This window comes from Ruegeria sp. CDSC042, from assembly GCF_059610745.1.
Genome location: NZ_JBXWOF010000011.1, coordinates 90,106 through 102,750, shown reverse-complemented (window position 1 = coordinate 102,750; position 12,645 = coordinate 90,106). Strand labels below are relative to the sequence as shown.

Annotated in this window: 10 protein-coding genes and 1 tRNA gene; 5 read left to right on the top strand and 6 right to left on the bottom strand. The window is 57.6% G+C overall.

The features are described from left to right. Positions 1-7 precede the first annotated feature (7 nt). Positions 8-1,441 carry an NAD(P)-dependent oxidoreductase gene (locus AC2FHX_RS18585; protein WP_496703203.1) on the bottom strand — a complete coding sequence of 478 codons (1,434 nt, stop codon included), beginning with the start codon at positions 1,439-1,441 and terminating at the stop codon, positions 8-10. Between the two features lie 230 nt (positions 1,442-1,671). On the opposite strand from AC2FHX_RS18585, the gene AC2FHX_RS18580 reads away from it, so the two are divergent. Then, entirely contained in the window at positions 1,672-2,475 is an 804-nt protein-coding gene (locus AC2FHX_RS18580; protein ID WP_142640289.1) for an undecaprenyl-diphosphate phosphatase, read from the top strand. On the opposite strand, the gene AC2FHX_RS18575 is transcribed toward AC2FHX_RS18580, so the two are convergent. Continuing rightward, entirely contained in the window at positions 2,476-3,459 is a 984-nt protein-coding gene (locus AC2FHX_RS18575) for a complex I NDUFA9 subunit family protein (protein ID WP_496703205.1), read from the bottom strand. A 198-nt stretch (positions 3,460-3,657) separates the two neighbouring features. On the opposite strand from AC2FHX_RS18575, the gene AC2FHX_RS18570 reads away from it, so the two are divergent. Then, positions 3,658-3,744, top strand: a tRNA-Leu gene (locus AC2FHX_RS18570). Positions 3,745-3,877: 133 nt separating this feature from the next. Here the strand turns inward: AC2FHX_RS18570 and AC2FHX_RS18565 are convergent. Genes AC2FHX_RS18565 through AC2FHX_RS18555 form a run of 3 tightly spaced genes read right to left on the bottom strand, consistent with a single transcriptional unit; the run spans position 3,878 to position 6,352 of the window. Further along, positions 3,878-4,276, bottom strand: a complete 399-nt coding sequence (locus tag AC2FHX_RS18565; protein WP_142637315.1) for a (deoxy)nucleoside triphosphate pyrophosphohydrolase — start codon at positions 4,274-4,276, stop codon at positions 3,878-3,880. Next, positions 4,273-5,499 (bottom strand): bifunctional glutamate N-acetyltransferase/amino-acid acetyltransferase ArgJ, encoded by a 1,227-nt coding sequence (gene argJ / locus AC2FHX_RS18560; protein WP_281973415.1) that lies wholly within the window; start codon positions 5,497-5,499, stop codon positions 4,273-4,275. Before argJ ends, AC2FHX_RS18565 begins: the two co-directional genes overlap by 4 nt. A gap of 4 nt (positions 5,500-5,503) precedes the next feature. Further along, complete coding sequence (locus AC2FHX_RS18555) at positions 5,504-6,352, bottom strand: peptidylprolyl isomerase (RefSeq protein WP_142637319.1); 849 nt, start codon at positions 6,350-6,352, stop codon at positions 5,504-5,506. A gap of 176 nt (positions 6,353-6,528) precedes the next feature. On the opposite strand from AC2FHX_RS18555, the gene secA reads away from it, so the two are divergent. The 3 genes from secA to AC2FHX_RS18540 all read left to right on the top strand — a co-directional run bounded on the left by secA (position 6,529) and on the right by AC2FHX_RS18540 (position 11,855). Then, positions 6,529-9,246 (top strand): preprotein translocase subunit SecA, encoded by a 2,718-nt coding sequence (secA, locus tag AC2FHX_RS18550; protein WP_496703208.1) that lies wholly within the window; start codon positions 6,529-6,531, stop codon positions 9,244-9,246. 100 nt (positions 9,247-9,346) lie between these two features. Then, positions 9,347-10,273, top strand: a complete 927-nt coding sequence (locus tag AC2FHX_RS18545; RefSeq protein ID WP_496692628.1) for a hypothetical protein — start codon at positions 9,347-9,349, stop codon at positions 10,271-10,273. A gap of 25 nt (positions 10,274-10,298) precedes the next feature. Next, positions 10,299-11,855 (top strand): phosphate ABC transporter substrate-binding/OmpA family protein, encoded by a 1,557-nt coding sequence (locus tag AC2FHX_RS18540; RefSeq protein WP_496703210.1) that lies wholly within the window; start codon positions 10,299-10,301, stop codon positions 11,853-11,855. A gap of 3 nt (positions 11,856-11,858) precedes the next feature. Here AC2FHX_RS18540 and radC read toward each other — a convergent pair whose 3' ends face one another. After that, positions 11,859-12,614 carry a RadC family protein gene (gene radC, locus AC2FHX_RS18535; RefSeq protein WP_496703212.1) on the bottom strand — a complete coding sequence of 252 codons (756 nt, stop codon included), beginning with the start codon at positions 12,612-12,614 and terminating at the stop codon, positions 11,859-11,861. Positions 12,615-12,645: the final 31 nt, after the last annotated feature.

The following is a 12,645-nucleotide window of genomic DNA, read 5'->3' as shown; positions in this document are numbered from 1 at the left end:
GCGGGGCTTATTCGGCTGCAACCGCAGCCGTGTTGTTGAAACGTTCAAGGATCGCGTCGGCGCAGTCGCGCCCATCGCGGATCGCCCAGACCACCAGCGAGGCACCGCGCACGATGTCACCGATGGCATAGACCCCGTCCATCTCGGTCTCGCCGGTCTCGAATGCTGCTTTTACAGTGCCCCAGCGGGTCACGGGCAGGTCAGGCTGGCCAAACAGGGTGGGCAGGTCTTCGGGCTCGAACCCCAGCGCCTTGATCACCAGATCAGCGTCTTCGACATAATCCGCGCCTTCGATCAACTCGGGGGCCTGACGGCCGGTGGCATCGGGCTGACCCAGACGCATCTTCTGGACCATAACGCCGGAAACCTGATCATCGCCGGTAAAGCCCTTTGGCGCGCTTAGCCATTCGAATACGACGCCTTCTTCCTCGGCATTCTGCGTTTCGCGCTGCGATCCGGGCATGTTCGCGCGGTCGCGGCGATACAGGCATTTGACCGAGGTCGCACCCTGACGGATCGAAGTCCGCACGCAATCCATCGCGGTATCACCGCCACCGATCACGACAACTTTTTTGCCTTCGGCATTCAAACGGCCATTGTCGAAATCTTCGACCTCGTCTCCAAAGCTTTTGCGGTTCGAGGCTGTCAGGAAGTCGATGGCCTTTTCAATACCCGTCAAACCGCTCCCAGGCATGGACAGGTCGCGCGACTTGTAAACGCCGGTTGCGATGATAATCGCATCATGTTTGGAACGGATTTCCGCGAATTTGGCGGCGTCCACGTCGCAATTCAGAACAAACTCAACCCCGCCATCAGCCAACAGGTCATTGCGGCGCTGAACAACGTCTTTTTCCAGCTTAAAACCCGGAATTCCATACATCAGCAGTCCGCCTGCCCGGTCATGGCGATCATACACGGAGACCTGAATACCCGCACGGCGCAGCATGTCCGCCGCTGCCAGTCCACCAGGGCCGCCGCCGATGATGCCGACGCTTTCGCGGCGCTCAGCACCCGGTACGACCGGCTTGACCCACCCCTTTTCCCAGGCTGTGTCGGTGATATATTTCTCGATCGAGCCAATGGTAACAGTGCCGTGCCCGGATTGTTCGATCACGCAATTCCCTTCACACAGGCGGTCCTGTGGGCAGATGCGCCCACAAATCTCGGGGAAGGTGTTGGTGGCCTGACTGGTGTGATAGGCCTCCTCCAGACGGCCCGTTGCGGTCAGGTTCAGCCAGTCGGGAATGTTGTTGTGCAGCGGGCAATGCGACTGACAATAAGGCACACCGCATTGGCTGCAGCGGCTGGCCTGTTCTTCAGCTTTGGCAGCAGCGAATTCGGCATAGATTTCGTCAAAGTCTTCCGTGCGGGCATCTGCGGCCCGTTTTTCCGGCATTACTCGGTCGATCTGCACAAATTTCAGCATCGGTTGCTTGGCCACGGGTCAGACTCCATGAATTGGCTTGGTCGCGCCTCTTTAAAAGATGCGCAGGGGGATTAAAAGTCAAGTGTACTGACCTTTTTTCAAAAACTTTGCGGGATTTCACCGATGGCCAGTGAGAAATACAGGATTTTAGCTCCGATTCGGACCTATTTGCATCCTTTTCTTTTCCTTACCGCGCTTATACGCAGGGTTCACAAAGAACACGTGACGGCAGCACGGGCAGGTAAATGAGTCTTTTTCAGTTGATTCTTGCAGCAGTCATTCAGGGAATTACCGAATTTCTGCCGATCTCATCTTCGGGTCATCTGATACTTTTACCCAGCCTGACCGGTATGGACGATCAGGGGTTGGCCATCGATGTCGCTGTGCATGTGGGCACTCTGGGCGCCGTAATTCTGTATTTCTGGTCTGATGTAAAAATGGCGATTTCCGGACTGCCCCAGGCTCTTTTGGGGCGCACCGATACACCACAAGCCCGATTGGCCCTGGGGCTGATTCTGGCCACGATCCCAACCGTCATTGTCGGAGCGATCCTGTTCAAAACCGGGCTCAGCCAGTCTCTGCGCTCAATGACGGTCATCGGCTGGACGATGCTGGGGTTCGGCATATTGCTCTACTGGATGGACCAGAAAGGGCCGCAAAGCAAAGAAACCTCTGACTGGGGCCTGCGCGATGCGATGATCATGGGCCTGTGGCAAGTTCTGGCGTTGATCCCCGGAACATCCCGGTCCGGGATCACGATCACCGGGGCGCGCCAGCTTGGATACAGCCGCGAAGACGGTGCACGCATCGCGATGTTGATGTCCATACCCACGATTCTGGCATCCGGAGCGCTGCTGTCCACAGAGGTCATCCGCCAGGCAAATGCCCAACTGGCGTTCGACAGTGCTGTTGCTGCGTTCTTTGCGTTTCTGTCCGCGCTGCTTGCCTTGTCGCTAATGATGCGCCTGTTGCGCAGCGTCAGCTTTACGCCATACGTGATCTACCGCGTAGTAGTGGGCGCAATCCTTCTGGTCATCGCCTACAGCTGATCAGGTCCGCATATTGCTGGCCGAGTTCTGTATGTCATCATACTGACCCGAGGGGCGGAACTTCCACAGATAATCCGGCAGGACCGATTCCAGCGTCGCCGGCTCGATCCCCAGATCGGCAAAGCCAAGCGCGCTATCTGAGACAACATTGTCGTGACGCAGATTCTTGAGCTGATCACGCGTCAGGATATTGTTCGGAAACAACTGAAAGCTCGCAAATTTCATTACGTCCAGCATTCCCGCCATGATCCGGGCCACCCAAAAGGGAATCCCAAGGATAATCCGGTGGCGGTTGATCACATCCAGCATCTGCAGCATCAACGCACGGAAGGTTTTCACTTCGGGTCCGCCCAGTTCGTAGACACCCCCGCTGGCCTGCCCCAGCACGCCCTGCACCGCAGCCTTAGCGACATCATCCACATAGACCGGCTGAAATTGCGTCTGGGCCCCGACCAGCGGCAGAAATGGCCCCATCCGGGTCATCGCAGCGAAACGGTTGAAGAACTGATCCTCGGTTCCGAAAATCACCGAAGGGCGCAGGATCATTGCACCCTGCATATGCGCCAGAACACCGGCCTCGCCCTGCGCTTTGGTACGAGAATATTCGCTCCCCGCCTCGGCATCAGCACCAATGGCCGAGATATGGACCATACGGGTTACACCTTCAGCGGCTGCTAGACGCGCAACGCGTTCAGCCCCTTCGGTTTGAACGGTATCGAATTCATTCCGGCCAATCTCGTTCAACACACCAACACAGTTCACCACCGCATCAGCCCCCCGCATCGCCAAAGCAACCGAAGCGTCATCGCGGATGTTACACAGGACAGGTTCGACCTGCCCCACCGCACCGTAGGGTCTAACAAACATCGCTTCGTTCGGACGGCGCACCGCAACCCGAACGCGCCAGCCTTCATTCGCCAGACGTCGCGCAATATACCGGCCGACAAATCCGGATCCGCCATAAATCGTGACCAGTTTGGACATTTGAGGGCTCCTGCTATTGGGTCCTGATCCGATCTACCGCCCAATGCCCTTTCAAACAAGGCGCAATAACGCCGCGCAGCCACGAAAAAGCAACGCGGCACAGACGGTTGAAAGCGGTGGTCAAAAAACTTTCGAAAAACTTCCCGAATCCGGTTGACGCCTTCCGCCAGTAGGCTTAAACGCCCCTCCACGACACCTGCCCAGGTGGCGGAATTGGTAGACGCGCTAGCTTCAGGTGCTAGTGTCCGTATGGACGTGGAGGTTCGAGTCCTCTCCTGGGCACCAAACTCCAAACATCTCCCTAATTTTCAAGCGATTGCGCTCGTGCGCTTTTCCATTTCTTGCCTGCGCCTAAGCGCTGCAATAGGTTTAAATCGCCCGCTGAATTCCAGCGTCCAGACAAGATCGAACCGGGACCCTAAAGCCAATCCCGCAAAATCGGGATCAACGGCACATCTGCCGCAGGCATCGGGTAACTGCGCAGATCATTCGCACGCACCCATTTCAGCGCCTGTCCTTCCTTCGATTGCGGAATGCCCTCCCATTTGCGGCAGGCAAACAGCGGCATCAGCAGGTGGAAATCATCATAGCTGTGGCTGGCGAAGGTCAGCGGCGCAAGGCAGGAGGACCATGTATTGATGCCCAGTTCTTCGTACAGTTCGCGGATCAGGGCGACCTCGGGCGTTTCGCCGGGTTCGATCTTGCCGCCGGGAAACTCCCAAAGTCCAGCCATGGATTTGCCTTCGGGGCGCTGCGCCAGCAGCACCCGGCCCTCAATGTCTATCAGGGCGACCGCAGAAACCAGAACTGTTTTCACGACCGGTAATCCGCGTTGATCTCGATATAGCCATGGGTCAGGTCGCAGGTCCAAACGGTGGATTTACCCGCGCCCAGCCCTAGATCGACGCCGATTACAAGGTCCTGAGCCTTCATGTATTCGGCGGCGTCTTCCTCGCGGTAATCGGGGCTGACCCAGCCTTTTTCGGCCACAAGGATGTCTCCGAAAGAAATGCTCAGCAGGTCACGGTCGGCAGCTGCACCCGATTTTCCGATGGCCATGACGACGCGGCCCCAATTCGGGTCTTCGCCCGCAATGGCGGTTTTTATCAGTGGTGAATTGGCAATCGCCAATCCATGCACCTTGGCGTCGGCATCGGTGACGGCCCCGGTCACACGAATTTCTACGAATTTCGTGGCGCCCTCGCCATCGCGTACCACTTGTTGGGCAAGGTCCAGCATCACGGTTTCCAAAGCCTCGGCAAAGGCGGCATTGTCTGTCGCATCCACCCCCGAAGCCCCAGTAGCACACAGCAGCAGGCTGTCCGAGGTCGAAGTGTCGCTGTCGACGGTGATGCAGTTGAAAGTGCGGTCGGTTTGCGCACCCAGCATCTGCTGCAGCGCGGATTGCTCGACCTGGGCGTCGGTGAAGATATAAACCAGCATCGTCGCCATATCAGGCGCGATCATGCCAGAACCCTTGGAAATCCCCGCAATAGAGACCGTTTTTCCATCAATCTCGACCTGCGCCGAGGCTCCTTTCGGAAAGGTATCCGTGGTCATGATGGCCCGCGCTGCATCTTCGATTGCGTGGCGACTGAGCCCGGATTTCAGGGCCTCAAGCTGCGCCACGATGCGGTCATGCGGCAAGGGCTCACCGATCACACCAGTTGACGACGTAAAAACCCGTTCGACCGGTACGCCTGTGGTCTTGGACACTGCTTGCGTCACCTCGGCGACCGAGCTTTGGCCATAATGCCCGGTAAATGCATTGGCATTGCCCGAATTCACAAGGATCGCCGCCGGTCCGTCACTTGGCCCGCCGATCTTGTCCTGACAATCCAGCACGGGTGCCGCGCGTGTGGCAGAGCGGGTAAAAACCCCAGCCACTGATGTGCCCGGATCCAGGACCGCCAGCATCACATCAGTGCGGCCTTGATAGCGTACGCCGGCTTCGACGGTCGCAAAGCGCACACCGTCAATCGCGGGCAATTCGGGAAACGCCGCCGGGGCCAGCGGAGAGACTTTAGTGATCGAGGCCACGGGGTTACTCCTGAATCAGGTCCAACTGACGCACGATGCCCGGGGTCACATCTTCGAGCGCAGGACGTTCGATCTGTGCAGCCTGGGTCAACTCGCCGATACGGGCCTGAATAGCTTCACTTTGCAGATCCTGTGCCAGCTCGTCGCGCACCGCATCAAGTGCGGGCGCTTCGGATTTGCGCTTGTCATTCAGAATGATCACGTGCCAGCCGAACTGTGTCTGCACCGGGTCCGACACCTGATCCTTCTCAAGCGCGACAACTGCGGTTTCAAACTCGGGAACCATCTGCCCCTTGCCGAACCAACCCAGCACCCCGCCATTCGGGCCGGAAGGACCGGTTGATTTTTCTTTGGCCAGCTCGGCAAAGTCGGCGCCATCATCCAACTGAGCCTTAAGGTCTTTGGCCTCATCCTCGGTCTCGACCAGAATATGGCTGGCATTAAACTCATCTTCGCCTTCAAACTCGGCAAAGCGCGCATCATAGGCGGTCTGAATGGTTTCTGCCGTTACAACTTCGTCGATCAGGGCATTTACGGTCTGAACCGCCAGCAAAGACCGCGTCTCGTTCTCGATGGCCAAGGCGTTCAGATTGCTCAGCCCTTCTTGCTCCTGGCCCAGCAACTGCTGCTGAATCAGCTGTTCGATGATGAAATCATACAGAACATCATCTTCGACCTGCTGATAGTTGGGGGGCAGTGTCGCAACTGTTGCGATCACATGCGCCAGAGTGATTTCTTCGCCGTTTACGCGGGCGACCACCGTGCTGGCATCGGGCTTGGTTTCGGCGGCCAATGGCAGCGCCATCACCGTTGCAAGGGCCAGCGATGGCAGAAAAGTGAGGCCTTTGGGCATGGAATCATCCTATTTCTTTGCCACGGCAGGGCGCAGCGTTGACACTCTGGAACCTGCCGCTTACATCGCTTTGAAGCCTTGGACAGGGCCGCCTTTCACCCCCCGTATCTATGGGTTGCGCGCAAGGTGGGCAAGCCTGTCAAAACCAAGACAAGAACAGATCCGCTGGAGTGAACATGCTGGGACTCGGAACGCTCGCCAAAAAGGTGTTCGGAACACCGAACGACCGCAAGATCAAGGCGACCCGCCCCCTGATCGAACAGATCAACGCGCTGGAACCCGAGTTCGAGAATCTGTCGGATGACGGCCTGATCGCAAAGACCGCCGAGCTGCGCAAACGTGCGCTGGAAGGCGAAAGCCTGGATGATCTGCTGCCCGAGGCGTTTGCCAACGTACGCGAAGGGGCAAAACGCGCGCTGGGCCTGCGTGCCTTTGATGTGCAGTTGATGGGCGGCGCCTTCCTGCATCAGGGCAATATTTCCGAGATGAAAACGGGTGAAGGCAAGACATTGGTTGCGACCCTCCCCGCCTATCTGAACGCGCTGACCGGTAAGGGCGTGCACGTGGTCACGGTGAACGAATACCTGGCCAAGCGCGACTCGGAATGGATGGGCAAGGTGTTTGCCGCCGTGGGCATGACCACCGGTGTCATCTGGTCAGGGCAGCCCGATGCCGAGAAAAAGGCTGCTTATGCCTGTGACGTGACCTATGCCACCAACAATGAGCTGGGTTTTGATTATCTGCGCGATAATATGAAGGCGGAACTGGATCAAATTTACCAGAAACACCACAATTTCGCGATCGTGGATGAGGTCGACTCGATCCTGATTGACGAGGCGCGGACGCCGCTGGTCATTTCCGGGCCCTCCGAGGACCGGTCGGACCTGTATACCGCGATTGATGCGCTGATCCCGTCATTGGGAGAAGATCACTTCACGCTGGACGAAAAGTCCCGGAACGTGACCTTCACGGATGAGGGTAACGAGTTTCTGGAGCAACAGTTGATTGCCAACGGCCTGATCCCAGAAGACAATTCGCTGTATGATCCTGAAAGCACCACAGTCGTTCACCACGTGAACCAGGGCTTGCGCGCGCACAAGCTGTTTACACGTGACAAAGATTACATCGTGCGGGACGGCAATGTCGTTCTGATTGATGAGTTCACCGGTCGCATGATGCCAGGTCGTCGCCTTTCGGAAGGTCTTCATCAGGCCATCGAAGCCAAGGAAAACGTGCAGATCCAGCCCGAAAACGTAACATTGGCCAGCGTGACGTTCCAAAACTATTTCCGTCTGTATGACAAGCTGGGTGGCATGACCGGCACCGCGCTGACCGAGGCAGAGGAATTTGCCGAAATCTACGGTCTGGGCGTTGTCGAAGTACCAACCAACAAACCGATCGCGCGTCTGGATGAGGACGATCAGGTCTTTCGTACCGCAGCCGAAAAATACGGCGCCATGATTGACGAGACAAAGGAAGCCCAGAAAAACGGACAACCGGTCCTTCTGGGCACCACGTCCATCGAAAAGTCCGAATTGCTCAGCCAGATGCTCACCAAAGAAGGTATCCAGCACAATGTTCTGAATGCCCGCCAACACGAGCAGGAGGCGCAGATTGTTGCCGATGCGGGCCGATATGGCGCAGTAACCATCGCCACCAACATGGCCGGTCGTGGTACCGACATCCAGTTGGGCGGCAATGTGGATATGAAGGTTCTGCAGGCGCTGGAAGAAAACCCCGATGCCGACCCGGCCCAGTTGCGCGCCACCGAAGAGGCGCGCCATGCCGAAGAAAAGGAAAAGGTTCTGGCCGCAGGAGGCCTTTACGTCATGGCCTCGGAACGCCACGAAAGCCGCCGCATCGACAATCAGTTGCGGGGCCGGTCCGGCCGTCAGGGCGATCCAGGCCGCACCGTGTTCTATCTGAGCCTTGAAGACGATCTGATGCGTATCTTTGGCTCGGAACGTCTGGACAAGGTTCTGACCACGCTAGGCATGAAAGAAGGCGAAGCCATCGTCCACCCCTGGGTGAACAAATCGCTGGAGCGGGCGCAATCCAAGGTCGAAGGTCGCAACTTTGACATGCGCAAGAACGTTCTGAAATTCGACGATGTGATGAACGACCAACGTAAAGTGGTCTTCAGCCAGCGGCGCGAAATCATGTCCGCTGACGATCTGTCCGAAATCGTATCAGACATGCGTGAACAGGTGATCGACGATCTGATCGACGAATATATGCCGCCGAAATCCTATGCTGATCAGTGGGATACCGAGGGTCTGCACGAGGCGGTCAAGGACAAGCTGACCATCGACGCCCCGGTTCAGGACTGGGCCGCCGAAGAAGGCGTGGATGACGACCAGGTGCGCGAACGGCTGATCAATGCCGCCGACGAGATGATGGCGCAAAAAGTGGCCGCGTTCGGCCCCGAGAACATGCGCAACATCGAAAAGCAGGTCTTGCTGAACACGATCGACAGCAAATGGCGCGAACATCTGTTGACGCTGGAACATCTGCGCTCGGTCGTGGGCTTCCGCGGCTATGCCCAGCGCGACCCGCTGAACGAATACAAGAACGAAAGCTTCCAGCTGTTCGAATCCATGCTGGATTCGTTGCGCGAAACCGTGACCCAGCAGCTGTCCCGCGTGCGACCGCTGACCGAAGAGGAACAGCGCGAAATGCTGACCCAGATGCAAGCGCAGCAGGCACGCGCGCAGCAGGCGGTAGATCAGGCCGCTGGTCACGCCGAAGCGGTGGCCGAGGCCGAAGCCTCGGGTGATGCGCGGCCTGGATTTGTCGAAGACGACCCGGCAACTTGGGGAAACCCGTCGCGCAACGACAAGTGCCCCTGCGGTTCAGGCAAGAAGTTTAAGCATTGCCATGGCCGGTTGACCTGACGTCACCACAATCGAGACACAATGAGTCCGCCTCACGGCCACATATTAGCCGTGATTCAACTGCAGGGTGCGAATCGCTCCTTCAACTGGGGAGGGTGTCTTGTTTGTAATTAAGAACTATGTAACCACTGGCGGCACCGTTGCTTGTGCATTGGCTATTGGCTACCTCATGCAGAACGGAACCCCTGCGCAACCGCGAGGGGAGCGGGCTTCTGTTGATGTGGCATCAGTTACAGATCAGGCTTCAATCATCCCCGGGTTAAGCGAAGTCGTTCTGACCTCATCTGCGCCGGTTCACGGAACAAGCGAAGAGACCGGGTCCGACAACCGTTTTATCGAATCCAGTCGATCAGAACCTGTCAATTCCGTTGACTGCACCCTCAGTGCGCGCGCTACTGCCGTTCCCGGTGCTGCCGCCCGGCTGGTCGTCAACGCCCCCTGCCACAGTAATGAATCCGTGGAAATTCACCATAGCGGTCTGACAGTCACACAGCGCACCGACGCAGTAGGGCGCATGGACATGACAATCCCGGCCCTGTCAGAATATGCGATCTTTCTGATCTCGTTTGAAGACCAGCATGGAACAGTCGCAACCACCCATATCGCTGACATTGCCAATTACGAACGCATTGCCCTGCAATGGCAGGGTGAAACTGACCTGCAAATTCATGCGCTGGAATTCGGGGCCATCTATGGCGGCAATGGCCATGTCTCGGCCGAGACCCCGACCGAAGGCGCCGGACAGGTAGTGCGTCTGGGCAATACCGGAACCGGGGACATGAAAAACATCGAAATCTATTCGTTCCCTGCTGGTCTTTCCAACCAAAACGGGTCGATAGAAATCACTGTCGAAACCGAGGTGACTTCAGAAAATTGCGGGCGCGACCTGAACATCCAGTCGCTTGAATTGCGGGATGATCGGTTGAGATCAAAAGACAGGACGCTGAGTTTTCCTGAATGCTCCCGCACCGGAGAGTTTCTGGTGTTGAATAATCTCTTCCAAGACCTGACAATCGCCGCAAACTAAATCCGCAGGCAGGCTCGGGCATCTTATGAAATTCTTTCGTGTGGCAGCGGCTGCACTGGCTTCCGTTACAATCGCGTCGGGTGCACAGGCGCAAGACATCTCGCTTATGTCGCATGACGGCAAGGTCGAAATCACCGGTGACCTGCTGGGATTTGACGGCGAGTTCTATCGCGTGGCAACACAATTCGGCACGCTGACAGTTGATGGGTCCGGTGTGACCTGTACCGGACCTGCCTGCCCAAGCCTGACCGATTTTGTGGCTGAAATCCGATTTGCCGGATCTTCGGTCATGGCGGAAAAGGTTCTACCAGCGCTGATTGTTGGCTTCGCACAGCAGCAAGGGTTGTCGGCGACCCCAAACAGGCTGACCGCCAACACATTTTCTTACGAACTGCACCAACCCGGGCGGGCAGCACCGCTGGGTCGGTTCTTCTTTGACGCAGGGAACACTGAGCGCGGATTTAGGGCGCAGGCAGAAAACCAGGCTGATATTGTTCTGGCGTTGCGCGAAATCCGACCCGAAGAGGAGCAAGCCGCACAAGCGGTAGGCCTTGGCGATCTGACCCGCACCCGCCGGGCCCGCGTCATCGCGCTTGACGCTTTGGTACCAATCGTTGCCAACTCGAACCCGTTACAGCAAATCTCGCTTGCGGAATTAACCCGGGTGTTTTCGGGCGAGATTACGAGTTGGGCCGAGTTGGGCGGACCCGATGCGCCAATTTCACTGCACCTTCCGGAAGCCGGTTCGGGTCTGGCCCAGAATGTCGAAGACAGGCTTCTGGGACCCTCCGGCACAGCCCTTTCCGAGGCGGCCATTCGGCATGACCGCAGTACTGATCTGGTGCGTACCGTTGCTGCGGATCCCTTTTCAATAGGTGTCGCAAGCCAAGCCGAAGCCAGCACCGCGCGTGCCCTGCCTTTGACCGGCGGGTGCGGTCATGCGCTGGCGGCAACTCGGCAGTCAATCAAGACCGAAGATTATCCGCTGACCTCGCCTATGTTTCTATACCTGCCGGACCGGCGATTGCCGCGTTTTGCACGTCAATTCCTGGCCTACACCCAAGGAATCGAGGCGCAGATGGCAATACGCGAAGCTGGCTTTGTCGATCAAACCCCCGAGACTATGGGTCTTGGGGTGCAAGGGGATCGACTTGCCAATGCAATCGCGTCGGGCGGATCAGAAGTTGGTTTGGAGGAACTTCAGCGGCTGGTCGAGATTTTCAGACCCATGTCCCGCCTGTCACTGTCCTTCCGGTTCGAGCCCGGTTCCTCGCGCCCGGATGCGCAGTCACGGTCCAATATCCGACATCTTGCCCTTCTTTTGGAATCCGGGACCCTCGATGCCCGAAAGCTTAGGTTTGTCGGCTTCAGCGATGGCGAAGGGGCAGCGTCAACCAATGCGCGGATCGCATTGTTGCGGGCAAAAACCGTTCGCAATGCCGTATTGGCCGAGATTGAAACCGCTATCGGGGACAGCGTCGAAATCACGGTCGACGCCTTTGGCGAGGCCATGCCCATGGCCTGCGACGACACGGAATGGGGCCGAAAGGTCAACCGCCGGGTCGAGGTCTGGGTTCAATAGCACTCACAGATAGCCTTCGGACCTGAAGCTCAACTCGTTCGACTTTCCAATGATCAGATGGTCATGCAGCGTCAGGCCCAGTGCCAGGCAGGCATCCTGAATTCGGTTGGTCATGTCGATATCCGATTGCGACGGGGTCGGGTCACCTGACGGATGGTTATGCACAAGTATCAACGCCGAGGCATTCAGCTCCAGCGCCCGTTTGGCAACCTCGCGCGGATAGACAGGGACATGATCCACCGTGCCCTTGGCCTGCTCCTCATCAGCGATCAGCACGTTTTTGCGATCCAGATAGAACACACGGAATTGTTCGGTCTCACGATGGGCCATGGTGGTGTGGCAATAGTCCAGCAATGCGTCCCATCCGGAAATCACATGTCGCCGCATCACCCGCGCGCGGGCCATACGATGGGCGCAGGCCTCAAGGATTTTCAGATCGGTGATCACAGTATCCCCGACACCTTTGATTTGGCGCAGCCGTTCCTCGGGGGCGGTCAGCACCCGATTGAAATCGCCGAACGTTTCCATCAGCGCACGCGCCAGCGGTTTCACATCCTGCCGGGGGATTGAACGGAACAGGACCAGTTCCAACAGCTCATAATCCGGCATGGCGGCGGACCCGCCAGACATGAACCGTTCGCGCAGCCGCTTGCGATGATCTTTGATGTAGGAGGGTAACCGACCCGTCGGCAGCGGCTGCGCGGGGGCTTCGTCTGTATCGAACAGCATTGGGGCTTCGGAAAAGGCGTCCTGTGTCATGCTCTCAGCCTGACGCAGAATCGGTTTCCAG